The sequence below is a fragment of the Pseudoflavonifractor sp. 524-17 genome (assembly GCF_009935845.1).
Lineage (GTDB): Bacteria > Bacillota > Clostridia > Oscillospirales > Oscillospiraceae > Pseudoflavonifractor_A.
Map to the genome: position 1 here is coordinate 1 of NZ_QWEK01000041.1, position 24,099 is coordinate 24,099.

The 24,099-nt window shown below is 61.8% G+C and carries 21 protein-coding genes and 5 tRNA genes; 10 read left to right on the top strand and 16 right to left on the bottom strand.

What is annotated here, in order from left to right; genetic code table 11:
• Window positions 1-249: 249 nt before the first annotated feature.
• From D1159_RS13830 to D1159_RS13855, 6 genes are all read right to left on the bottom strand, one after another.
• Window positions 250-325: transfer RNA gene (locus D1159_RS13830), tRNA-Lys, on the bottom strand.
• Window positions 326-367: 42 nt separating this feature from the next.
• Window positions 368-442 (bottom strand) — tRNA-Gln (locus tag D1159_RS13835).
• 65 nt (window positions 443-507) lie between these two features.
• Window positions 508-584, bottom strand: a tRNA-His gene (locus tag D1159_RS13840).
• A gap of 41 nt (window positions 585-625) precedes the next feature.
• Window positions 626-702, bottom strand: a tRNA-Arg gene (locus D1159_RS13845).
• A gap of 3 nt (window positions 703-705) precedes the next feature.
• Window positions 706-779: transfer RNA gene (locus D1159_RS13850), tRNA-Gly, on the bottom strand.
• 141 nt (window positions 780-920) lie between these two features.
• Window positions 921-2,051 (bottom strand): AI-2E family transporter, encoded by a 1,131-nt coding sequence (locus D1159_RS13855; RefSeq protein ID WP_161846254.1) that lies wholly within the window; start codon window positions 2,049-2,051, stop codon window positions 921-923.
• Between the two features lie 197 nt (window positions 2,052-2,248).
• Between D1159_RS13855 and nifU the strand changes: the two genes are divergently transcribed.
• Window positions 2,249-2,677, top strand: coding sequence for a Fe-S cluster assembly scaffold protein NifU (gene nifU / locus D1159_RS13860; RefSeq protein WP_161846255.1), 429 nt, complete (start codon window positions 2,249-2,251; stop codon window positions 2,675-2,677).
• A gap of 64 nt (window positions 2,678-2,741) precedes the next feature.
• Here the strand turns inward: nifU and rsfS are convergent, their stop codons facing one another.
• From rsfS to smc, 8 genes are all read right to left on the bottom strand, one after another.
• Window positions 2,742-3,101, bottom strand: coding sequence for a ribosome silencing factor (gene rsfS, locus D1159_RS13865; RefSeq protein WP_161846256.1), 360 nt, complete (start codon window positions 3,099-3,101; stop codon window positions 2,742-2,744).
• Between the two features lie 21 nt (window positions 3,102-3,122).
• On the bottom strand, window positions 3,123-4,721 hold the full coding sequence (locus tag D1159_RS13870) for an LCP family protein (RefSeq protein WP_161846257.1): 1,599 nt from the start codon (window positions 4,719-4,721) through the stop codon (window positions 3,123-3,125).
• Window positions 4,722-4,729: 8 nt separating this feature from the next.
• Window positions 4,730-5,929 (bottom strand): nicotinate (nicotinamide) nucleotide adenylyltransferase, encoded by a 1,200-nt coding sequence (gene nadD / locus D1159_RS13875; protein ID WP_161846258.1) that lies wholly within the window; start codon window positions 5,927-5,929, stop codon window positions 4,730-4,732.
• A gap of 65 nt (window positions 5,930-5,994) precedes the next feature.
• On the bottom strand, window positions 5,995-6,309 hold the full coding sequence (gene yhbY / locus D1159_RS13880; protein WP_161846259.1) for a ribosome assembly RNA-binding protein YhbY: 315 nt from the start codon (window positions 6,307-6,309) through the stop codon (window positions 5,995-5,997).
• Between the two features lie 30 nt (window positions 6,310-6,339).
• Window positions 6,340-6,933, bottom strand: coding sequence for an RdgB/HAM1 family non-canonical purine NTP pyrophosphatase (gene rdgB, locus D1159_RS13885; RefSeq protein WP_161846260.1), 594 nt, complete (start codon window positions 6,931-6,933; stop codon window positions 6,340-6,342).
• Window positions 6,930-7,655 (bottom strand): ribonuclease PH, encoded by a 726-nt coding sequence (rph, locus tag D1159_RS13890; RefSeq protein ID WP_161846261.1) that lies wholly within the window; start codon window positions 7,653-7,655, stop codon window positions 6,930-6,932. Before rph ends, rdgB begins: the two co-directional genes overlap by 4 nt.
• Before the next feature lie 13 nt (window positions 7,656-7,668).
• Window positions 7,669-8,577: a signal recognition particle-docking protein FtsY gene (ftsY, locus tag D1159_RS13895; protein ID WP_207709190.1), complete on the bottom strand. Its 909-nt coding sequence runs from the start codon at window positions 8,575-8,577 to the stop codon at window positions 7,669-7,671.
• 38 nt (window positions 8,578-8,615) lie between these two features.
• Complete coding sequence (gene smc, locus D1159_RS13900) at window positions 8,616-12,191, bottom strand: chromosome segregation protein SMC (RefSeq protein ID WP_161846262.1); 3,576 nt, start codon at window positions 12,189-12,191, stop codon at window positions 8,616-8,618.
• 854 nt (window positions 12,192-13,045) lie between these two features.
• Here smc and D1159_RS13905 point away from each other — a divergent pair.
• From D1159_RS13905 to trxA, 3 genes are read left to right on the top strand one after another with little or no spacing between them, the layout of a single operon-like run.
• A complete protein-coding gene (locus tag D1159_RS13905) occupies window positions 13,046-13,351 on the top strand; it encodes a metalloregulator ArsR/SmtB family transcription factor (RefSeq protein WP_161846263.1) in 306 nt (101 codons plus the stop codon).
• Window positions 13,344-14,213 carry an NAD(P)/FAD-dependent oxidoreductase gene (locus D1159_RS13910; RefSeq protein ID WP_161846264.1) on the top strand — a complete coding sequence of 290 codons (870 nt, stop codon included), beginning with the start codon at window positions 13,344-13,346 and terminating at the stop codon, window positions 14,211-14,213. The genes D1159_RS13905 and D1159_RS13910 overlap by 8 nt, the downstream gene beginning before the upstream one ends.
• 35 nt (window positions 14,214-14,248) lie before the next feature.
• Window positions 14,249-14,566, top strand: coding sequence for a thioredoxin (gene trxA / locus D1159_RS13915; RefSeq protein ID WP_161846265.1), 318 nt, complete (start codon window positions 14,249-14,251; stop codon window positions 14,564-14,566).
• A 126-nt stretch (window positions 14,567-14,692) separates the two neighbouring features.
• Here the strand turns inward: trxA and rpoN are convergent, their stop codons facing one another.
• Window positions 14,693-16,051, bottom strand: coding sequence for an RNA polymerase factor sigma-54 (rpoN, locus tag D1159_RS13920; protein WP_161846266.1), 1,359 nt, complete (start codon window positions 16,049-16,051; stop codon window positions 14,693-14,695).
• A gap of 196 nt (window positions 16,052-16,247) precedes the next feature.
• A complete protein-coding gene (locus D1159_RS13925; RefSeq protein ID WP_161846267.1) occupies window positions 16,248-16,907 on the bottom strand; it encodes a DUF4230 domain-containing protein in 660 nt (219 codons plus the stop codon).
• A gap of 220 nt (window positions 16,908-17,127) precedes the next feature.
• Between D1159_RS13925 and D1159_RS13930 the strand changes: the two genes are divergently transcribed.
• From D1159_RS13930 to D1159_RS13955, 6 genes are all read left to right on the top strand, one after another.
• Window positions 17,128-18,276: a TerD family protein gene (locus tag D1159_RS13930; protein WP_161846268.1), complete on the top strand. Its 1,149-nt coding sequence runs from the start codon at window positions 17,128-17,130 to the stop codon at window positions 18,274-18,276.
• A 68-nt stretch (window positions 18,277-18,344) separates the two neighbouring features.
• A complete protein-coding gene (locus D1159_RS13935) occupies window positions 18,345-19,187 on the top strand; it encodes an AIM24 family protein (RefSeq protein ID WP_161846269.1) in 843 nt (280 codons plus the stop codon).
• A 124-nt stretch (window positions 19,188-19,311) separates the two neighbouring features.
• Window positions 19,312-21,636 carry a YceG family protein gene (locus D1159_RS13940; RefSeq protein WP_161846270.1) on the top strand — a complete coding sequence of 775 codons (2,325 nt, stop codon included), beginning with the start codon at window positions 19,312-19,314 and terminating at the stop codon, window positions 21,634-21,636.
• Window positions 21,637-21,665: 29 nt separating this feature from the next.
• Complete coding sequence (locus D1159_RS13945; protein WP_161846271.1) at window positions 21,666-22,796, top strand: toxic anion resistance protein; 1,131 nt, start codon at window positions 21,666-21,668, stop codon at window positions 22,794-22,796.
• A 66-nt stretch (window positions 22,797-22,862) separates the two neighbouring features.
• Complete coding sequence (locus D1159_RS13950) at window positions 22,863-23,444, top strand: TerD family protein (protein WP_347563698.1); 582 nt, start codon at window positions 22,863-22,865, stop codon at window positions 23,442-23,444.
• 36 nt (window positions 23,445-23,480) lie between these two features.
• On the top strand, window positions 23,481-24,089 hold the full coding sequence (locus D1159_RS13955; protein WP_161846273.1) for a TerD family protein: 609 nt from the start codon (window positions 23,481-23,483) through the stop codon (window positions 24,087-24,089).
• Window positions 24,090-24,099: the final 10 nt, after the last annotated feature.

Below are 24,099 nucleotides of genomic sequence, written 5' to 3' on the forward strand. Positions count from 1 at the left end.
AACTGCTCTCCCTCAAGGCGCTTCGCTAGTATAACAGCTCTCCTCCTCTTTGTCAACTACTTTCTTCGACTTTTTCCGTTTTTTTCTCCTCCTCCATCTGTCCCGCCTGTTTTTCGCTGTTCACCAGCCGAGAAGTTGAGGAATTGATAAAATCTGTAGAGAACGGTGAGGTTGCTTACACGTTACTAACAAATAAAAATAGATCATAAGAAATAAACTCCTAGAACCGTTGTGGCTCTAGGAGTTTACTGGTGACCCGTCGGAGATTCGAACTCCGGACCCATTGCTTAAAAGGCAATTGCTCTGCCAGCTGAGCTAACGGGTCACATCTATTTTTCCAACGGAGCTGCTGCACCGTTTCAAATTTTGGCTGGGATGGCTGGGTTCGAACCAGCGAATGCGGGAGTCAAAGTCCCGTGCCTTACCACTTGGCTACACCCCAATAGGAGCGCGGGCAAAGTGAGAAGGGCTGGAGCGGACGCCCCGGCCCTTCCACCTTGAGTTGTATGGGGTGGGTAATGGGACTCGAACCCACGACCCTCGGAACCACAATCCGATGCTCTAACCAACTGAGCTACACCCACCATATCGACAATATAACCCGGCTTCCCGCACACTGGGAAAATGGCACGCCTGAAGGGACTCGAACCCCTGACCCACTGCTTAGAAGGCAGTTGCTCTATCCACCTGAGCTACAGGCGCATATGGAGCGGGTGATGGGAATCGAACCCACGCGACCAGCTTGGAAGGCTGGGATTCTACCATTGAACTACACCCGCATGGGCCGCTGGCTTGTCAACAATGCCAGCTCGGATATCATAGCATATCATGGGAATAATGTCAACTGGATTTTGCAAAAAATTTGACAGGATAGGGGAAGACCAGATCCGACATGGCGCCGGCCCTCCCCTGTCTCAGTCTCAGCGTTCCTCTTCCGGCTCTGCCAGACGGCGGCGCACGTCCTGCTTCAGCAGGGTGTACACCACGGACGCCACCGGCACGCTCAGCAGAATGCCTGGCAGGTCAAACAGGCCGCCGCCCACCGTCACTGCCGCCAGCACCCAGATTCCCGGCAGGCCGATGGAGGTCCCCACCACCCGCGGATAGATGGCGTTGCCCTCAATCTGCTGCAAAATACCCAGGAAGACCAGAAAGATCAGGGCTTTTACCGGGGAGACCATTACCAGCACAAAAGCGCCCAGAATCGCGCCCATATAGGCCCCCGCCACCGGGATCAGGGCCGATACCCCCACAATTACGCCCACCAGCGGGGCGTAATCCGCCTGGATAAACAGCATTCCAAGGGCGCACAGACCGCCCAGGATGCACGCCTCAGTCAGCTGGCCTGTGACAAAATTGGTAAATGTCTTCGCGGTGAGCTCCACCACCTCCAGGATCACGGTGGAGATCCGCTTGGGCGCATAGGCCACCAGAACCCGGCGGCTCTGGCCCAGCAGCGTCTCCCGCCCCGCCAGCATATAGATGGAAAAGACTACCGCCAGCACCAAGGTCACCACCACCGAGATTACCGCGCTGGTGATCTCCATTACATGGGTCAGCGTGTTGCCCAAGGTCTGAAGGGTTTTGTTGAGCAGCTCCTGCAAATAAGAGGACAGCCCGGACAGGTCAATGGTATCCCACATTTCCAGGTTCAGGTATCCCAGCAGCTCATTGCCCCATCTCTGAAGGTTGTAGATATATCCGCCCAGGCTGTTGGCAAACAGCTGGATACTCTCCACCAACTTGGGCAGCACAAAGGAAAAAATGGCCGCAATGACCAGCAACAGCAGCATATAAGCGCTCACCACCGCCAGGGGACGGCTCAGTTTGGCGGCTTTGCTCCGGCCCAATCCCCGGTCATACAGCCGGTAGAAGAACTCACAGGGGCGGTTGAGCACAAAGGCCAGGGCAAAGCCGATATACACCGGCTGCAGCAGCCCCAGCAGCTTCCCCAACAGCCCCAGCAGCGCATCAATTTTAACCAGGCACAGCACCAGCACCACCGTATAGGTAATAATGAGCAAAATGCTCTTGAGCAGTTTTTTCTCCATGGAATTCCTCCCACTTTATCATAGGCTCTGCTTTTCCTCATCCCCTGCCTCTTCTCTGCCACTCACTATACCATTCCCTCCCAGTTCCGTCAATGTATTTGGGGAATTTTCCACTGGTGGCGGAGCGCTTGACATTCTCTCCCGTCTTTTTTATAATGGTCAGTATACAAATTGATTTTTGCGGGAAGGTATCAGATATGTACACCGACAAGGTAATGGACTATTTTCAGCACCCCAGAAATGTGGGCGCCCTGGAAAATCCAGACGCGGTTGGGGTGGCCGGTAACCCTAAATGCGGCGATATCATGCAGATCACCCTGCGGGTAGAGGGCAATATCATCACCGATGTGGGCTTTAAAACTTTCGGCTGCGGCGCCGCCATTGCCACCAGTTCCATGGCTACCGAGATGATCAAGGGCCGCACGGTGGAGGAGGCCTTCACCCTCACTAACGAGCAGGTGGCCCACGCACTAGGCGGACTGCCTGTCCACAAGATGCACTGCTCTGTCCTGGCAGAGCAGGCCATCAAGGCCGCCATTGGAGACTACTACGTCCGCCAGGGAATTCTGGATCTGTCGGAGGTGAAGGTCTACGACGCTCCGGAAGAGGCCGTCCCAGAGGAATAGCCGCCCCTTTCACAGACAGTAAAGCCCGCCCGCCTGTCGGCCAAGACAGGCGGGCGGTTTTTTGTCAGTTGGCGGCCAGTACGCCACTGATATCCACTTCCTTGGCGTCAGACCACAGCCGCTCCAGGTCGTAGAACTTTCTTGCCTCGTCCATAAACACGTGGACCACCACGCTGGAGAAGTCCAGCAGGATCCAGCCGCCCTCCCGGTGGCCCTCCACATGGTGGGGGGGCTCGCCCTGGTCCTTGAGCATTTTTTCGCAGGTATCCGCCAGTGCCTTCACCTGGGTGGTAGAGGCGGCGGTACACAGCACGAAGTAGTCGGCCAGCGTTGTCAGGTGACCTGTCTCCAAAACCTTGATATCCTGACCCTTCTTGCTGTCCAAGGCTTTGGCGGCGGCCAACGCCAGTTCATAGGGCATCATAGACAACTCTCCTTTTTCTTATCAATTCAAAGACTCCGGCGGGGGCGCCACTTCCCCTTCCGAGGGATCCGGCGCCGCCGGGGGCAGGGTCTCTGCCGGGGGCGCGGAGGTGGGGTCCGGAGCCGGTTCCGGCGTGGGCACAGGCTCGGAGGTAACCTCCGGCGCCGGGGTGGGCGCCGGGTCCGGAGTCGGACTGGGATCCGGCTCAGGCGCTACGCTGGGCAGAACGGCGGGATCCGGCAGCTGTGTCGGGACGGGAGGCTCCGGCGTCTGGGGCCTCTGAGTGGCGGGCGGGCGGGTCACGTCCGGCTCATCCGGAGCGTCCGGCTCCTGGCTGGCCGGCGGGGTGGGATCTGGCCGGTAGGTCGTCTGCGCCCCCCCGGGCCGGCTGCTACCGCCTGTTCCGCCGCCGGCCTTTGTGTCCTCCACATAGCCGGTGGACGAGTAGATTCGCCCGCTGCTGTCCACCCCCATGATATCCAGCTCACCGAACTCCAGATCGCTTGTATAGGGGTTAAAGCACTCATTCACCAGCCCCATCAGCTCATCCGCCACCGGGGTGACGTAGGACTGGTAGTTGCCATAGGTCCTGCTGTATACTGACTGCCCCTCGTTGGGCATGGTCATAAAGCTGACATTTTCCATCTTCAGCCCGCCGAAGATGGCCTTTTCCGCAAACCAGGCCAGGTTGTTGATGCTCAGATCCGTGGATACGTTGTCTGTAAAAACCTTGGCCAGCTGGTTTACTTTGGTCATGTTTTCAATCTTCAGACACTGGGCCACCACTTCCTTCAAAAAGGCCTGCTGGGTCTTAATGCGGCCCAGGTCGCCGTCGGGATAGCCATAGCGCCGGTCGTTGTCGTGGCGGTAGCGGATAACCCCCATGGCCTGACTGCCGCTGAGCTTCTGGTACCCCTTGTTGATGTGGATATGCAGGTTTTGGGTGGGGTCGTCATAATTCATATTGCGGGGCACGTCAAAATACACGCCGCCGATGGCGTCCACCAGCTCGCCTACCGCGTCCCACTCCACCACCACCTGGAAATCGGGCACAAAGCCCACCAGCTGGCTGATCTCTTTCTTAAGGGCGTCAATGCCCTCCTCGCCGCCGTTATAGTAATTATAGACGGAGTTGATGCGTTTAATATCCCAGGGCACGTTGACCATGGTGTCCCGGGGGATGCTCATTACATTGAGCTTCTGGTTGGGCACGTCGTAGGCCGCCAGCAGAATGGTGTCGGTGTTGCCCCCGCCGCCGGTGTCCCGGCCGATGACTAAGAAGGTAAAAAAGTCCGTCTTCCGGTCCGATTTGGTCCGGTCCGGGCGCTGGAAATTGATATCCTCCCCGCTGACCTGGGGCAGCTCTGGGACGTCGGGGATAGCGGGCAGCTCCGGCTTGCGGGCGAACAGCCGCCAAGCCACTACAAGGCTGATCAGAATGACCGCCAGCACCCCGGCAATGATAATCAGCGCCCACAGCACCGTTTCCTGCGGGGTCAATTTTTTCTTTGACCTAGTCTCCTTTGCTCCCTCAGAGGCGCGCCGCCTCTTCTCGCGCTGGGACGGCTTCCTTTGCAGCCGCGCGCCCCCCCGCCGGTTGTCTTTCTTGTCCGATTCCATACTGTCTCTTAGTCTCGCTTTCTGTCACGCAGCCAATCCCGTGCCTCCAGGGTATTGCGGTGGACCGGCTGGCGCCGCTCCTGCATATCCTGAATGCTCATCTCGCACCCCAGCAGCACCGCCGCCTCAAGGTCCGTATAAGCCAGCGCCCGCATCCGGTCCACTCCCTCAAAGGACCGGCAGGGCTCGATATAGTCCGCCGTGTAGAGGATCTGCTCCAGCAGGGTCATGTCCGCCTTTCCGGTGGTATGCCAGTAGATGGCCTCATAGATATCCTCCGGCATACCGAACTCATACTTGGCGATGGCCGCCCCTGTTTTGGCGTGGAGCAGCTTGACGGCCTGCTGCTCCAATTCATCCAGTACGATACCATACTTTCGGCATAATTGCAACTGCTCCTCCCCCTCCAGATACTTGGTGCAGTCGTGGAGGATCCCTGCCCGGCGGGCCTTCTCCGGGTCCGCGCCCCAGTGCTCCGCCAGACGCACCGCCTCCTCCTCCGTGCCCCGGATGTGGGGGACCCGCTTGGCCCGCACCATAGAGTAGGAGCAGGCCCGCAGCTGCGCGTCGTCCAGATTTTTCAGATCCGCGCAGGTCCCATAGAGCCTGCGGCGCAAAATATAGCCATATACCGCCGGACACAGGTACTTCCCGCCCTCTCCCGCAGCCAGCCTCTCCCGCAGCTGGGTGGAGGACACCTCAATAATCTGGGGCAGCTGAATGGTCTGCACCTGGGCGCCGTAGGTATTATGTAAATACTTCGCCTGCACCGCCAGCAATTCCCCACAGTCGGACTGCGTTCTGGCAAAGGCGGCAATATGGGCGATGGACAGCACCGTCTCAGCCTCGTGCCAGTGCTGGAGCGTAAGGAACATATCCATCCCCACCAGAAACCACAGCTCTGCCTGGGGATATTCCTCCTTCAGCTGCCGCAGGGTGTCGGAGGTATAGCTCCTGCCTCCCCGGCGGATCTCCATATCCCGGACCTCCACCCTGCCGGGGCACATCAGATGGTCCGCCATCAGCGCCGTCATGGCCAGCCGGTCCTCCGGGGCGGGGGTCCCTGCCGGCATATCCTTGTGGGGCGGGGCCGCCGCCGGAATGAGCAGCAGCTTATCCAGCCCCAGCGCCTCCAGGGCGAAGCGGGCCGCTGCCATGTGTCCCAGGTGGGGCGGATTAAAGGTTCCGCCATAAATCCCGATTTTCATCGCAAAGCACCCTTTCCCGGCCGGGTCCGCCCGGCCGTTGGTCTTGTTTTCATGCCGGTTTCCCGCTACTTTTTCCCCTTGACCAATACGATGGGATTTTTCAGGTCCTTCTTATGGCTTTGACGGTAGAGGACAAACTTTGTTCCAATCACCTGCACCACCTCCGCCCGGGCCGCTTTGGCCAAGGCCTCCGCCGCCTCCCGCGCAGAGAGCATGGTGTTGTCCAGCACCCGGCCCTTGATGAGCTCCCGGGCCTCCAGGGCCTGGTTCACCTGCGCAATCAGATTCTCGCCGATGCCCTCCTTGCCCACCTGCACGATGGTATCAATTCCGTTGGCCAGGCCCCGCAGCTGGGCCCGCTGTTTGCTTGTCAAATCCAAACTCAATTCTCCTTTTGCGGCCTGCCGCCTCTATTTGTTCTCCTGATATTCTTTCAGCCTCTGGCAAAACGCCGCCAGCGCCCGGCCCCGGTGGGAAATGGCGTTTTTCTCCTCCGCGGTCAGCTGGGCGAAGGTCTTCTTCTCCTCCGGCAGGAAAAAGACGGGGTCGTAGCCGAAGCCCTCCGTCCCCCGGGGGGCATAGGCCAAAGTGCCGGCGCACTCCCCCCGCGCCTCAATCTTGTCCCCATTGGGGAAGCAGCAGCAGATGGCGGAGACAAACCGGCACCGCCGGTCCAGCTGCCCGCGCATATTCTCCAGTAGCAGGCGGTACCGCCCGGCGTCGTCCAGGTCCGGCCCGCCGTACCGGGCGGAGTACACCCCCGGCGCGCCTCCCAAGGCGTCCACGCACAGGCCGGAGTCGTCCGCCACCGAAGGCAGCCCGCTGGCCTGCATCACCGCCCTCGCCTTCAGCAGGGCATTTTCCTCAAAGGTGGATCCGGTCTCCTCCACCTCCACGTCCACGCCGGCCTCGGTCTCGGAGAGGACCTCCACCCCCAGCCCGGACAAGATCTCCTGTAATTCTCCCAGCTTTTTTGGATTTTTGCTGGCTAATACCAATTTCATTTTTCTTCTCCTCCCAATACCTGTCTCTGAATGGCCTGAAGCGCCCCAATGCCTTTGGCGCACAAATCCACCAGGGAGCGCTGCTCCGCAACGGTGAAGGGCCGGCCCTCCCCGGTGCCCTGGAGCTCCACCAGCTCCCCCTCCCCGGTCATCACGCAGTTCAGGTCCACCTGGGCACCGGAGTCCTCCTCATAGCACAGGTCCAGCAGGGCCTCGTCCCCCACAATGCCGGCGGACACCGCCGCCACGCAGGTTTTTAAGGGCATTTGGGCCAGCACTCCGTCCTGCACCAGCTTCCACAGGGCCAGGCTCAGGGCTACAAAGCCGCCGGTCACGGAGGCGGTGCGGGTCCCCCCGTCTCCCTGGAGCACATCACAGTCCACGGTAATGGTCCGCTCCCCCAGCCCCCGCATGTCTACACAGGCCCGCAGGGAGCGGCCGATAAGCCGCTGAATCTCCGCCGACCGGGGGGAGAGCTTCAGCTTCGAAACGTCCCGGCGGCTGCGCGTCCGGTTGGCCCGGGGAAGCATGGAGTACTCCGCCGTCACCCAGCCACAGCCCTCCGCCACATGGGGCGGCGCGCCCTCCGCCACACTGGCGGTACACAGCACCTGGGTATTCCCGCAGCGGATCAGGCAGGACCCCTCGGCAAACTTATTTACGTTGGGAATGATCTCCACAGGCCGCAGCTCATCCGGCCGGCGGCCGTCCACTCTTACCATATCCGCACCCTCCTCAGACAAAGGCCTTCGCGAATTCCGCGGGGTCGAAGGGCATCAGGTCGTCTATCCCCTCGCCCACGCCGATGAACTTTACCGGCACCCCCAGCTCCTGGGCGATGGCGATCACGATCCCCCCCTTGGCGCTGCCGTCCAGCTTGGTGAGGACAATCCCCGTCACCCCGGCGGCCTGCTGGAACTGCTTGGCCTGAATCAGGCCGTTCTGGCCGGTGGTGGCGTCCAGCACCAGCAGCGTCTCCCGGTCCGCCCCCGGCAGCTCCCGGTCCAGAATGCGGCTGATTTTATTCAGCTCGCTCATCAGATTCTGCTTGTTGTGCAGCCGCCCGGCGGTATCCACCAGTACCACGTCGGTCCCCCGGGCCCTGGCGGCGGACAGGGCGTCAAAGACCACCGCCGCCGGGTCCGCCCCCTCGTGCTGGCGGACAATGTCCACCCCGCACCGCTCCGACCAGATCTCCAGCTGGTCGGCGGCGGCGGCCCGGAAGGTGTCGGCGGCGGCCATGAGCACCCGCTTGCCCTCCCCCTTCAGATAGGCGGACAGCTTGCCGATGGTGGTGGTCTTGCCCACGCCGTTCACCCCGATGAACAGGGCCACCGACGGCTTGCTGTCCAGCTTCAGGGCGCCGTCCCCCACGGTAAGAAACTCCGTCAAAATCTCCCGCAGGCACGCCCGGCCCTCCTCGGCGCTTTTGAGGCGCTGGCTCTTCACCCGGCGGCGCAGCTCCTCTGCCGCCTTCATGGCGGTCTGTGCCCCCATGTCCGACAGGATCAGCGTCTCCTCCAGCTCGTCGTAGAAATCGTCGTCCAGCTCGCCCGCGAAGAGCTGGTCAAAGGAGTGGCCGATGCTGGAGATGTTCTCCTTTGTGCGGGTCAGTCCCGCCTTGATCTTATCCAGAAAGCCCATGTATTCCAATTCCTTTCCTGCTATTTGAAACGCGGCCGTCAGGTGATCTCCAGATCCAGCTGACGCTCCACGTCGTTGAGATTGATGGTGAGCATCCGGCTCACCCCCTGCTCCTGCATGGTGACGCCGTAGAGGACATCCGCCTCCTCCATGGTGCCCCGGCGGTGGGTGATGACGATAAACTGGGTTTTTTTCGCCATGCCCCGCAGGTAACTGGCGAAGCGGACCACATTGGCGTCGTCCAGGGCAGCCTCAATCTCGTCCATCACGCAAAAGGGGGTGGGGCGCACCTTTAAGATAGCGAAGTACAGCGCAATGGCCACAAAGGCCTTCTCCCCGCCGGAGAGCAAAGAGAGCACCTTCAGGGCCTTCCCCGGGGGCTGGACCCGGATCTCAATGCCGCAGCTGAGAATATCGCCGGCGTCCTCCAGCTCCAGAGCCGCCCGGCCGCCGCCGAACAGCTCCTGAAAGGTCTCTCCAAAAGCCTGGTTGAGCCGCTCAAACTCCCCGGCGAAGATCCGCCGCATCTCAGCGGTGATCTCACCGATAATCCGGTTCAGCTCCCCCTTGGCCTGCTCCACATCGTCCCGCTGTCCGGTGAGGTAGGTGTACCGCTCGTTTACCCGCTGAAACTCCTCCACCGCGTCCAGATTCACGTTGCCCAGCTGGGAGATGGCCTTTTTCAGCTCCCCTGCCCGGCGCTGGGCCTGGGCGGTGCTCTCCAGGGCCACCCGCTGGGCCAGCGCCCCCTGGTGGGTAAGCTCGTAGCTCTCCCACAGCCTGTTGAGCAGGGCCTCCTCCTCCAGCGCGGCGGCATTTTTCTTCTGTTCCAGGGCGGACAGCTCCCGCTCCAGCCGGAGCAGGATGTCGTTCTGCTCCCGGCTCTCCCGGCCGGCCTGATTCCGCTGGGCCTCCAAGGACAGCTTTTCCTGGTTCAGCCGGACAATGGCCTCCTGGCAGCCCTCGTTCTCCCTCTGGACTGTCTGGAGCCTGCGGGTCTGTTCCTCAATCTGCCCCTCCAGGGCCTGGTTCTTTTGGGAAAACTCCTCCAGCAGCGCGGCCTGCTGGGCCCGGTCCCCGGCCAGATCCTGGCGCAGTGTCTCCAGCTCGCCCAAGCTCCGCTGGGCGCTCTGGCACTCGGCCTCCAGCCCGGCCAGCCGCACCCGGTCCGCCGCGATGGCGTCCTGAAGGGCCAGCACCCGCTCGCCAAGGGCGTCCCGGTCCTCCTCCTTGCCCTGGGCCTGGGCACGCAGCAGGGCGGCAGCGGCCTCCCGCTCCCGGATCCGGTTCTGGACCTGGACGGTGTCCGCCTCGCTCTGGGCGGAGCGCTGGTTCAGCTGTTCCAGCTCCTCCTGCCGCCGGGCGTGCTCTGCCTCCAGCCCGGCCAGCCGGGTCTGGCGGTTGACGCACCGCTCCTCCAGCTTGACGATGGCGTCCTCCTGGAGACGCAGCTCCCCCCGGGCATGCTCCAGCTCACAGCGGGCGGCGGCAGTCTGGCGGCGCCGTTCCTCCCGCTCCTTCTCCGCCTGCGCCCGCCGGCGGTCCAGGGCCTGCGCCTCTCCTCTCAGCCGTACCAGCTCATTGGCCCGGCTGAGGATGCCCGCAGACCGGGTGGCGGATCCGCCGGTCATGGAGCCCCCGGCGTTCATCACCTGTCCGTCCAGGGTAACAATTTTAAACCGGTGGCGGTATTTTTTCGCCATGGCCACCGCCTGGTCCAAGTCCTCCACCAGGACAGTGCGCCCCAGCAGATAGGAAAAGATATCAGTGTACTCCGGCGGGAAGGAGATCACGCTGTCCCCCACGCCTACAAACCCCGGCTCGCCGCTGAGCCCCTCCTCCCGCAGGGGGGCGGGACGGATGGCGGTCAGGGGCAGGAACGTAGCCCGGCCGCCTTCCCGGCGCTTCAGCCACTCCATGGCCGCCTTTGCGTCCTCCTCCCGCTCTGTGACCAGATGCTGCATCGCCCCGCCCAGGGCGGTCTCGACGGCTACGGCACAGTGGTCCGGCACCTGAATCAGTCCGGCCACCGGGCCGTGTATCCCGTACAGCCGCTCCCGCCGGACCTCTCCCATCACCAGCTTTACCGCCTTGGAATAGCCCTCATAATCCTTCTCCATCTCCTCCAGCATGTGGATCCGGGCCCGCAGCGTATCCTCTTCCACCTGGAGGTTTTGGCACTGGGTCTGGAGCTGTTCCAGCTTTTTTTCCTTCGACTCCACCCGCAGGCGGCAGCCCTGGACCGCGTTGGTCAGGGCATCCCGCGCTTCTTTTGCCTGGTCCCGCTCCGCGAGGGTACGCTTCCGCTCCTGCTCCGCCTCTTTCAAGGCCGCTTCCCCCTCGGCCAGCGCCCGGCGGAGGGCGGCGTCCCGGTCCAGCTGCTCCTGCACCGCAGCGGACAGGGCGGACAGCGCGGCCTTGGCCTCCCCAGCGGAGGCGTTCTCTGCCTCCGCCCGGCGGCGCAGCTCCTCCAGCTCTTCCGCCAGACGGCCCGCCTGGCCGGTGAGGGTCTTGGCCTCCCCCTGCCGCTTCTCCAGCTCCTGTTTCACGGTCTGCATCTCCGCCTGCACCGCGGCCAGCCGCTGCCGCCGCTCACCGATCTGGCTGTCCAGAGCCCCCGCCCGGCCGGCCTGCTGGTCCAGCTCCTGCCGGATGCGGTTGGCACTGTCAATGTTGTGGGCGATCCCGCTCTTCAGCACCGCGATGCTGCGCTCCAGGGTGCTGGCCTCGGTCTGCCCCGCGCTCATCAGCGTCCGCTGGCGCTCCGCCTCCGTGTCCCGCCGGCGCATCTGCTCCGACAGCGCCTCCGTCCTGGCGTAGAGGGCCTCCACCGTCTGCTGGGCCTCCGTACACTGGCGCTGGGTCTGCTCCCAGTCCGCCCCGGTCTTTACCGCTGCCGCCCGCAGCCGGTCCAGCTGCTCCAGCCACAGGGAGATCTCCAGCCCCCGCAACTCGTCCCGCAGGAGGAGGAACCGCCGGGCCTTGTCCGCCTGCTGGCGCAGGGGCTCTACCTGCAATTCCAATTCCTCAATCTTGTCCCGGACGCGGACCAGGTTTTCCTCCGTCCGCTCCAGGCGGCGCTCCGCCTCCTCCTTCCGGTGGCGGAAGCGGGAGATGCCGGCGGCCTCCTCAAAGACCTCCCGGCGGTCGGCGCTCTTTAGGGACAGGATCTCGTCAATCCTTCCCTGGCCGATAATGGAGTAGCCCTCCCGGCCCAGGCCGGTGTCCATAAAAAGCTCGTTTACGTCCTTCAGCCGGACGGAACGGCGGTTGATATAGTATTCGCTCTCCCCAGAGCGGTAGTACCGCCGGGTGACCTTCACCTCGTCCTCCGGCACGTCCAGGCTGTGGTCCCCGTTGTCCAGTACCAGAGATACTTCCGCAAAGCCCACCTGGCGGCGGCGCTCCGTCCCGCCGAAGATCACGTCCTCCATCCGCCCGCCCCGGAGCGTGCGGGTGGACTGCTCCCCCATCACCCACCGCACCGCGTCGGACAGATTGGACTTTCCCGACCCGTTGGGCCCCACGATGGCGGTGATGTCCGCCCCAAAGGTCAGCACCGTCTTGTCCGGAAAGGACTTGAATCCCTGTATCTCCAGCGCTCTTAGGTACATACTCTCACCCGCCTCTCTACATAAGCCGTTAAATCCTTACGGCTCAAGGGAATTCGGAATTTGCCCCCACACGAATTTCTGCGAAAACTCTTGTAAATTAACGGTCAAGTGGTATAAATTCTGGTATAAGACAAGTGCCGCATCATTTTATACCACAAAAAGCCGTCCTTACGTTTGGTTGGCATATATGCCCCTTTCTGTTATGGCAGGCGCATGATATAGTGGATTATTATAGCATAAGTTGGAATGAATTTCAATATGACGCCGACGCCTTAAATGGGGCGTGTGTAAATCTCCACAACCTGCTGGACACAGCACCAGACCTTGGGGCTCTCTCCACCCGGCTGCTCCCATCTTAACAAGACGCAGGTCCAGCGCCGCCTTTCTGCCGTCGGTACTCACTTAGAATGTGGACCACATCAGATACGATGATGAGGTTTTGATAACTGTCATCACCACCCAAGACTAAGGGCTTCTTATGGTGACAGTCCACCTGATTTGCTTCCAGTTCCACACCGGAGACGGCGCATTTTCCATGCTGCCTGTATACCCGTATCTTTTCTTCGTGTCACTATTATTTTAACGCTTATGAGCCGCAGGGCAGCAAAAGCCCCGGCTGGACAGTGTGCGATGGTTATGAATACAGGTTCTAAGAACCTGCGCCACAGTCTAAGGCGCCCCGTGCAGTCACACTGCCGGGGCGCTGTATTCTGTAAAAACAGCGGCGCCCTCTCCATTGCTCTGGAATATCTCTCTCCCCAGGTGCATATCCTAGAGGAGCGGCGCCAGTGAAAAAATGTCTTGACATTTTAGAATATTCTAATATAATTATATTTAGAGAAAGGGGGGGCACTATGGACGCCTCCGAGATTCCCTATGAAGCGCGGGCGGAACTGCTCAAGGCCCTGGCCCATCCCCTGCGCCTGCGCCTGGTCCACGGACTGCTTAAGTGCGGCTGCCGCAATGTGAGCTGTATGGAGAGCAGCACCGGACAGTCCCAGCCCTGTATCTCCCAGCACTTGGCCAAGCTGAAGGCTGCCGGGGTGGTCACCGCAGACCGGGTGGGCAACGAGGTCTACTACGAGGTCGCCCATCCCGGGGCGGCGGCGGTTGTGGCCGCCCTTATGGGCGACCGGGAGGAGGATTACCACCATGTATGATATCATTGTCATCGGCGGGGGACCGGCTGGCCTGTCCGCTGCCGTCCAGGCCAGAAGCCGCAACCGCTCGGTACTGATCATCAGCGGGCAGGAGCGGGACGTTCCCCTCTCCCAGGCCGGGCGGGTAAACAACTACCTGGGAATGCCCGGCCTGTCCGGCAGAGAGCTGATCGCCCGCTTTTCCACCCACGCTGCCCAGCTGGGGGCGGAGCGTATGGAGGGCCGGGCACTCAGCGCCATGGCCACGAGCGGCAGATTTCTGGTGGCGGTAGGCAGCGAGGTAGCGGAGGGCCGGGCCCTCATTCTGGCCACCGGCGTGGCACACGGGCCCAAGTACCCTGGGGAGAGCGAATTTCTGGGCCGGGGGGTCAGCTACTGCGCTACCTGCGACGGAATGCTCTACCGGGGCAAGCCGGTGGTGGTGGTTGGGGCATCCGCTCAGGCCCCGGAAGAGGCCAATTTCCTCCAGGAGCTGGGCTGCCAGGTCACTTACGTCAGCCGGACCCGGCCGGAGGCGCTCCAGCCGTCCATTGACTTTGTCTCTGCGGTGCGGCTGGAGATTGTGGGAGACCAGCAGGCCGCCGCCCTGCGGGCTGACGGACGGGAGATCCCCTGTGCCTGCGTCTTCCTGCTGCGTCCCTCCATGGCCCCTGCCGACCTGATGCCGGGACTGGCCCTGTCCGGCCCCTATCTCCAGGTAGATCGGGACATGGCCACCAACCTCCCCGGCGTCTTTGCCGCAGGGGACTGCACCGGCCTCCCCCTCCAGATCTCCAAGGCCGTGGGCGAGGGGCTGATCGCCGGCCACCGGGCCTGCGATTACCTGGGCAACCCCCCGCCTCCAGCTAGTAATATCTGCTAGTTTAATAACATCCAGGAATGGAAAGGAAGATTTTTATGGCGCTCTATCATTTCAATCAGGAAGGATTTGAAAAGGCGGTTAACTCCGGCGATCTGGTCATGGTGGACTTTTGGGCCACCTGGTGCGGCCCCTGCCGGATGATCGCCCCTGTCGTGGAGGAGCTGGCCCGGCAGTACGAGGGCAAGGCCATCGTGGGTAAGGTGGACACCGACCAGGAGCCCGCCCTGTCCATGCAGCTGGGCATCTCCAGCATCCCCACCATCCTCTTCTATAAGGACGGCAAGGAGATCGACCGCAAGGTGGGCGTCATGCCTGCACAGGCCTACACCGCCGTGCTGGACGCCAATCTTTAAAAACCGGCGCTTCCGGTTTGCCGTACCTTCTACCGCAGATCCATTTCCGCCGGACGCGCCGTCAAGGACTCGCGTGCAACCAAGCAGGCCCCGCAGGCCAAAATGGCCTGCGGGGCCTGCCGCTTTTTACGGCTCATACTGTTTTCTGCCGGCAGTACTGGGGAGGTTCATCTCCTCCCGATACTTGGCCACCGTCCGGCGGGAGAGCACACACCCCTCCTGGGTCATCAGCTGGCACAGCTTCTGGTCTGACAGAGGACGCCGCTTGTCCTCCTCATCGATGAGCCGGCGCAGCAGGGCCTTGGCCCGGTCGGGGGAGGCCCCCTCCCCGATCTCACCCAGCTTGCGGGAGAAAAAATAGGTCAGGGGATACACCCCTTTGCCGCACTGCAAGTACTTGTCCTTGATAGCCCGGCTCACCGTGGACTCGTGGACCCCCACCCGCTGGGCTACGTCCGCAAGGGACATGGGCGCCAGGTGGCCGGGCCCCTTGTGGAAAAACTCCTCCTGCAGCTCCAGAATGCACCGTCCGCACTCCAGCACGGTACTGCGCCGCTGCTCAATGCTGCGCAGCACCCACTTGGCCTGGCGCACCTTATCAGCCAGGTAATCCTGCACCTCTGCCTCCCCGCTCTCCTTGAGCATACGGGTGTAGTAGCCGCTCAGGCTAAGCTGGGGGGAGAGCTGGTCATTGAGCAGCAGCTCAAAGTGGTCGTACTGCCACACCACCAGCAGGTCCGGCGTCACATAGTCAGGCCGCTCCCGCCGGGCGTACTTGGCCCCCGGCCGGGGATCTAAGTCCCGGATGCGCTCGCAGGCCGCCCGGATGGCCCCAGGGTCCGCCCCCAGCCTCCGGGCAATGACGCCGTACTGGTTCCGGGCCAAGGGGGCCAGGCACTCCTGGGCAATGCGCAGGGCCAGCACATCCAACGGGGCGTTCCGCCGCAGCTGAAGGCACAGGCACTCAGACAGGTTCCGCGCCCCCACCCCTGCCGGCTCCAAGGTCTGGAGGAGGGCCAGCCCCTCCTCCATCACCGCCAGGGGCAGACCCGCCGCCTGGGCCAGGGCAGGCACCGGCTCGTCCAGCCAGCCGCTGCTGTTGAGGCTTTGGGCCAGAAAAAAGACCGCCTGTCCCAAAGCGGTGCCCTCAAGCTGGTGGATCTGCTCCCGGAGGTGGTCGAATAAGCTCTCCTCCTGGGCCTCCACCGTCCCCAGATTGGCCATGTGGCCGTCCTCGCCGTCCTGGCGGTAATAGGTCCTGTTCTGCCGGTCGCTGTTCTCCAGCCACTCCAGCTTCCGCCGCAGCTCCGCCGCCGGCTCCCGCTCCCGCTCTTGGTACTCCTCCGCCTCCAGCACCGGATTCTCCTGCAAGGTCTTATCCACAAACTCCAGCAGCTCCTGGGAGCCCATCTGCAAGATCTCCATCGACTGGATCAGCATGGGAGACAGGAGCTGTGCCTGCCTCTGCTCCATTTTCAGTTCCATACGCAATCACCTGCCTGCGGATCCCGTCCGCCCTTCACACGCCGTTTTCTTTCCCAGATATCATAGCACATCTCCCGAAAAATTACAAATTTTCTTTTTAGTTGGCACAATCTTTGCAGTAAAAACACTGGGGACAAAATTGCCCCAGTGTTTTTGTATTAAAAGTTCCGTTTATAACGAGATGTGTACTCCCCGCTCACGGGACAGACTCCACCGTCAGGGTGTAGTTTTCCATGCCGTCTATCATTGTGAGCAGACGCTTGACGGACTCCGCCGCCTGCTGGTCCGCCGCAGTGAGCAGGCCGTTTTCAATGGCCCGGGCCTCAATGGCGTCCTTCTGGTCCTTGGTAAACCCAGTGTAGTCGCCAATCTGAATGGGGTTGAAGAGATTACGGGTCTCGTCAAAGATCTCCAGGCTGTCCTCATCAATCTCGTGGGAGAAAATCCGAGCGGCAGGCAGGGTGACAGCCACATCGTTCCCCTGGACCTCCACCTGGAGCTGGGAGAGATCCACCCCCGCTTTAATGACCCCGTCGTAGGCCACAATAAAGCTCTTGGTGGTAAAGGGCACTTTCCAGCCATAAAAATCCATCTGGTTCTCAAATTTCCCCATATTGGTATAGTGGTACTCCACCGTGGCCAGCTCTTCAATCTGGGACAGCCGCTGGCCTAGCAGCTCGTTGGTGATCACCGGGGCGCGCTCCTCCCGCCGGGCGCTCAGGCCCCCCAGGAAAAAGGCCAGAACCAGCGCCGCCGCCACCGCCGCAGTCAGCCACAGTCTGGTCTTCAGGCGGAACCTGCGGGGGTGTTCCGGCGCCCGCTCCCGATCCGCTCCGCTTCTGACATCAAGGGGCATCCGCGCTCACATCCCTTCTTTTTTATGTATTCCTAAGCATAGCGAATTTCCGCAAAAAAAGCAAGGGCCGTTTCTTCTGACGAATTGTCAGGAAATTTTTATCTTTTTTTAATTGATTTTGTATTCCAAGAACAGTATGATAAGATGAGAGAAAATAGGGGATATCCATGTATCTTGTCAAACTCAGTCCAAAATCAATTCACAAAGGAGTTTAATCGCTATGGAACTGCAAAAGGGACAAAAACTCAAGCTCTCCGATCTCTCCGCCTCTTCCTCCGTCCATATCTCAGTGGCTGTGACCCTTCCTGCCGGTGAGGCCGATGTGACTTGTTTTGGCGTGGACGCCGCAGGCAAACTCTCCGACGACCGCTACTTTGTCTTTTACAACCAGACCAAGTCCCCGGAGGGGGCCATTGAGATGACCAAGTCCGCCGGCGCCACCTCCTTTGCCGTTGACCTGGAGCGGCTCCCCTCCTCCATTCAAAAGCTGGTGGTCACTGTGGCCATGGACGGCGGCACCATGCGCGACCTGACAAAAGGCAGCCTCTGTCTGGACTGCGGCGGCAGCAAAGCGGACTATGCCTTCGACGGATCCGGCTTCCAGCAGGAAAAGGCGCTGATCCTCTGTGAGCTCTACCGCAAGGACAATATCTGGCGCTACTGCGTGGTGGCCAGCGGCTTCAACGGCGGTCTGTCCGCCCTGCTGGCCCACTTCGGCGGGGAGGAGGTCTCTCCCGCCCCCGCACCCAATCCCGCGCCGGCTCCGGCGCCCGCGCCCCCCAAGGTTAATCTGAGCAAAATCAGCCTGAAGAAGAGCGGCGAGACCCACAAAATCGACTTGAGCAAAAACGGCGGGGAGATCCATGTCAATCTGAATTGGAACACCGGCCGCAAGCGGCTCTTCGGCGGCAGCAAGGCGGTGGATCTGGATTTGGCCTGCATGTACCGGCTCAAGGACGGACACCAGGGGGTCATCCAGGCTCTAGGCAACAGCTTCGGTTCCGCCACCAGCCTGCCCTACATCCTCCTGGACCAGGACGACCGCTCCGGCGCCAGCGCGGGGGGCGAGAATATGTTCTTCAAGCGGCCGGAACTCATCGACTTCGCCGTGGTCTTCGCCTATATCTACGAGGGCGTACCCAACTGGCGGGGCACCGACGCCGCGGTGGTCCTCCACCAGCAGGGCTCCCCCGACATTGAGATCCGCATCGACAACCCCAATGGCCAGGACCGGTTCTGTGTACTGGCCAGCCTGTCCGCCCGCAGCGGCTCTCTGGAGGTCAAGCGGGAGGAGCTGTACTTCCCCGGCCACCGGCAGGTAGATGAGCACTATCACTTTGGCTTCCGCTGGGTGGCAGGCCGGAAATAACCGCCCTGGGGGAGAATTTCCGCCAATTTTAACACTCCGGCATCTATATATGTATGGAGGGCTGCAATATGGTCTATAACGCAATCGGCACCCGGGAAAATATCAAAATCATCGACTCTGCCCAGTACGGCGGCGTCAAAATCGACGTGATGGAGTATCAGCGGCTGCTGGGCTCCACCAATCCCTTCTCCGCCTCCGACCTCTATTTTATGGCAAAGCAGAATATCAAGGTGCGGCAGGTGGCCGTCTACCTCACCAAGGACAAGGTCTCCGTGGAGCCCGGCGCCATGAGCTACTTCCAGGGCCCGCTGGAGATGGTCTCCGGCGTCACCGCCGGCAACGCCCTGGGCCGGCTCTTCTCCGGCGCGGTCACCGGCGAGGGGACCGCCCAGCCTGAGTACAGCGGCAGCGGGATGCTGGTACTGGAGCCCTCGTTCCAGCACTTTTTGCTCCTCCAGCTGGACCACGAGGACATCGTGGTGGACAAGGGCATGTTCTACTGCGCCCAGGGGAGCGTCACCGTCAAGCCCATTATGCAGCGCAGCGTCTCCGCCGCCCTGGGCGGCGGTGAGGGCCTGTTCCAGATCTCCCTGTCCGGCACCGGCCTGGTGGTGCTGGAGTGTCCCGTCCCCTCCTGCGAAATCGATGTGATCGAGCTGAACAACGACACCCTGCGGGTGGACGGAAACTTTGCTGTCCTCCGCTCCGGCAATCTCCAGTTCACGGTGGAGCGCTCCGCCAAGACCCTGCTGGGCTCCGCCGTCAGCGGGGAGGGTCTGGTCAACGTCTACCGGGGCACTGGTACCGTCTGGCTGGCCCCCACCATCAAGGTGTACAATACCATCAACGCCGCCCGGGCCGTGGGCGGGTCCACCAAGAGTATGAACATGAATACCAGCAACAGCAAATAGGTCAGCCATGTTTTCATTGTCAAATGATACAAAAAGGGGTATGATATAAGCGCGGTATTTGAAAAAACGCGGCGTGCGCTTTTTCACCGCCGCCAAATCATCCCTATGACAGGAGCGCACCACAATGACTGGCGATACCCGCTTAGAACGCAGTTTTCTCCCCCTGGACCAGCGGCCGGACCGGCGCAGCGTCTTTTTCCGCCTCATCGGGCTGGACGGGCCGGGGGCCTCTGCGGCGCAGCTGCGGCGTTTTTATCAGCTCACCCAAGGCGGCGGGCTCTGCCTCCGCGCCGGGCTGGACAACCCCGCCGAGCCGGAGACCGCCCGCTTTTTCGACGCCGCCGGCGCCCAGTTCGCCCTCAGCCGCCCCCTTGTGGAGCGGCACCTCACCGTCTGGCTGGGCCAGCTCCGGCCCGCCCAGCGGCAGGCGCTGGCCGCTGCGGTGCTCGACGCGCTGGAGCTTCTCAAGGCCCAGGGGGCCAATGAAAATATTATCCGCAACGCCTATATCAAGTTCATGTGCTGGTTCCGCGCCCCCTTTGGCAAAGTGGTATCCGGCATCGGCAAAAACGTCCCCCCAAAGATTCTCTTTGAAGGGGAGATCTCCCGGTACGCCCTGCTGCTGCTCCACATTCTCCACCGGGCCGGCTGTGATGTGTGGTATGTCCATTTTACCTCAGACGCGTCCTATCAGAAGGCGGCCCGGGGGGCGGACTTCTCTCAGCTTATTCAGGGCTCCCGGCTCGCTGTGCCGGAGCGGCACTTTGCCGGCCAGGACCCGCCGGTCCCCAGACCCGCGTCCCCAACCGCCCGGCCGGCTCCCCCGCCCCACCGTTCCGGCGGGGCGAGTCCCCCATCTCCCGCCCGGCCCGCCAACTGCCCGCCCCCCTGGGCGGTGCTGGAGGATGAGGTCATCCTCAACACCTGGGTGGGGGACCGGCCCGTGTGGGAGGCCGTTCTCCTCCCCCGGAAGCAGCGGGGAACCGGCGGCGCGGCGCCAAAGCTCTTTACCCTTTTCGCCCTGTGCTTCGGCGGGGACGAGCGGGGAGCCTACCGCAACCGCCTGTTCCACCTGAAGCGAAAGCTGGACGGCGGCGGCCGCAGGTGGCTGCTGCTGGAGCAAAAGCCCCCCGCCCCCACGGTGGAGGAGACCCAGCCCTTCCGCGCGGTGGACAAGGGGGACCCCGATCTCACCGCCGTGCTGGCCCAGCGCCTCGCCCTGGGGCGGGGCCGGGTGCCGGATCTCCTGGCCCAGCGGGCCTTTACCCTGGTGATGCAGGCCAATCCCGAGCGCGACCCCAACCGCCGGTTCAACTACGGCGTACGCCTGGCCTGCTGGCTGCGGCGGTACGGCCAGCTGCTCTTCTCCCCCGGCCCGGGCGGGGAGGCCCCGGCGCTGGTCCGGTACGGGCCGGCGGCGGAGAGCGAGGCCGCCCTGCTGTGGGCCCTGGCCCAGATGGGGGCGGACGTCCTCCTCTTCTCTCCCGACCCCGCCTGCCGGGCGGAGTTTCAGCACCACTTCCTCCCCCACCACTGGATGGAGGTTCTGTTCGACGGCCAGCTGCCCCTGGAGCCCTTCCCCCAGCGGGAGGAAAAGCTGCGGGCCAGCACCACCGCCTACAACGCCTCCCGGGAGCTGGATCACCTGCTCTACAGCGACACCGGCATGTTCCGGGACCGGCAGTTCACCCGCTCTCAGCCCGTCACGCTGAAGACCACTTATGACGAGGTGGGCCAGCTCTGGCGGGAGGAGGCCCAGTACCGCCCCTCCTTCCGGACCGACCAGGGCGTGGTCTATGTCCCCAACCTCTTCGCCAAGATCAGCGGCGTGGACAAGGGGGACGCCGCCGCCTATTGGGAGCACATCCGGGGCATGGTCACAGAGGACACCTATCTGGTCACCCAGGTCCCCTTTCTCCAGACCGGGACCCCTACCATGACAGCGGCCCAGGCCAGGGGCCTCATCCATAACGGCAGGCTGGATCCCAAGGCGGTCAAGGCCTCCAGCACCTATCAATACGACCACCTTCCTGATGACACCCAGGACTACATTCTGGAAAAAATACAGGCGCTGATGGACTACGACCTGATCACAGGTCCCGCCGACGGCCTGCCCGCCGCCATGCTCTGTGTGCTGATGAACCTGGACAAGGAGCTGCTGCGGCTGCTGCAAAACTTTGATTTCACCCGCTCCATTCCAAAATTCCTCATTGTGGACGTGACGGAGCACGTCTTCACCCGGGAGGAGTGCATTCTGCTGGCTTTTCTCAATCTGGTGGGGTTTGACATCGCGGTCTTTACCCCCACGGGGTACCGCAACCTGGAAAAATACCTGCGGCCGGACAGCTTCGACACCCTCACCCTAGGAGAATTTCTCTTTGATCTCACCGTCCCCGACCTGCGCGGCAAACGGCCCGGCGGCTGGCTGGGCAGGCTCTTCGGCGGCTGATTCCGCCCATTCAAACGGAGGTTAATGATATGGCTCTGAATTACACACCCCGGCAGGACGACAGCCGTCCCGCCTCCACCACCGACCTGGCCGAACCCAAGCCCTATGACGTGGCCCTCCGCCGCCAGGAGATGAGCCAGACTTTAGTGGGCTCCCAGGAGATCGACAATCTGGTCAGCCAGATCTGTGTCAACGACCCCCAGACCATCGTCTCCTTCGGCGGCGAGGTGGCGGGGGAGATCGCCAAGTGCTCCGACACCATTCTCAACAGCGTCAACATGAGCCAGATCAACGACTCCGGCACTTTGCTCAACACCCTGGCCCGCATTATGGACAAGTTCGACATCGAGGAGATTGCCGCCGATGAGAAGAAGGGCTTTTTCGGAAAGCTCTTTGGCAATATGCAGCGGCAGCTGGACCAGATCCTGGCCAAGTACCACACCATGGGCGAGGAGGTGGACAAGGTCTATGTGGAGCTGAAGAAATACGAGGTGGAGATCGGCGAGAGTAACCGCAAGCTCCAGACCATCTTTGACGCCAACGTGGGCTTCTACCAGGACCTGGTAAAGTATATTCTGGCCGGGGAGCAGGGCCTTCAGGAGATGGACAACTATCTGGCCCAGATGCGCACGGACCTGGAGCAGCGCCCGGACGACCACATGCTCCAGCTGGACTACAACTCCATGCAGCAGGCCCGCACCATTCTGGAGCAGCGGGTGATGGATCTGCGCATCGCGGAAAACGTGGCCATGCAGTCCATCCCCATGATCCAGTCCATGCAGTTCAGCAATCTCAACCTCATCCGCAAGATCAACTCCGCCTTTATCATCACCCTGCCGGTGTTCAAGCAGGCGCTGACTCAGGCGGTGCTCCTCAAGCGGCAGAAGATTCAGGCTCAGGCCATGGAAGCCCTGGATCAGCGCACCAATGAGATGCTGCTGAAAAACGCCAAAAACACCGCCGATCAAGCCAAGCTCACTGCACAGCTGGCCTCCTCCAGCTCCATCAAGGTGGAGACGCTGGAGCAGACCTGGCGCACCATCGTCAACGGCATTGAGGAAACCCAGCGCATCCAGGCTGACGCCAGCGCCAAGCGCACCGCTGACGCCGCCAAGCTGGAGGCCCTGAAGCAGGACTTCCAGACCCGGGCTCATATGTAACCTGTGTCCCCCTCTCCGCAGGGCGGAGTTCTTATAAATCATCTGGAATCAAAAAAGGAGTGCTGAATTATGCCTATCAATCTCTCAAAAGGCCAGAAAGTCGATTTGACCAAGGGCAACGCCGGTCTGGACGCCATCCTGGCGGGTCTGGGATGGGATACCAATAAGTACGACGGCGGACACGAATTCGACCTGGACGTCTCCGTCTTTATGACCGGCGAGGGCGGCAAGGTGGAGAGCGACTCCAACTTTGTCTTCTACAACAATCCCAAGGACGCCGCCGGCAGCGTGGTCTACTCCGGCGACAACCGCACCGGCGAGGGCGAGGGCGACGACGAGTCTGTCAATATCACCCTGAGCAAGGTCCCCGCCAACGTGCAGAAAATCTCCTTTACCGTCACCATTCATGAAGCCGAGGCCAGAGGCCAGAACTTTGGCCAGGTGTCCAACGCCTATATCCGCATTGTGGACATGGCCAAGAACGAAGAGCTGCTGCGCTACGACCTGGGCGAGGACTACTCCATCGAGACCGCCATCGTGGTGGGCGAGCTCTACCGCCACGGCAGCGAGTGGAAGTTTGCCGCCATCGGCTCCGGCTTCCAGGGTGGCCTGGCAGCCCTGTGCAACAACTTCGGGCTGAGCGTCTAACAAACAGATTAACAAAAGAAAAGGCGGTGTTTTCCTATGGCCATTTCCCTGCAAAAGGGTCAGAAGATCGATCTGAGCAAAAAGGACGGCTCCCAGCTCACCAATCTGGTGGTAGGCCTGGGCTGGAAAGAGGTGCAGAAGTCCGGCGGACTGCTGGGCCTGTTCAAGCAGAAGGTAGACGTGGACATCGACGCCTCTGTGCTCATGCTGGACGGCAGCGGCCACATCCCCTCCAAGGAGGAGGTCATCTTCTTCAACCACAAGGACCACCCCACCGGCTGCGTCCACCACTGCGGGGACAACCTGGTGGGCGGCAAGATGGGCGGCATGGACGACTCCGAGCAGATTCAGGTGGACCTGACCCGGGTGCCCTCCCACATTGAGCGCATTGTCTTTGTGGTGAATATCTACGACTGCGTCAAGCGCAAGCAGCACTTCGGCATGGTGCAGGACGCCTATATCCGCATCATCGACAAGGGCGCCAACGAGACCATCGCCAGCTACAACCTGACGGAGGATTACTCCGGCAAAACTGCCATGATCGTGGGCGAGATCTACCGCAATGGGAGCGCCTGGAAGTTCAACGCCATCGGCCAGCCCGGCTATGAGCCCGGCATCGCCGATCTGGTGCGCAAATATACCTAATTCCAAATCC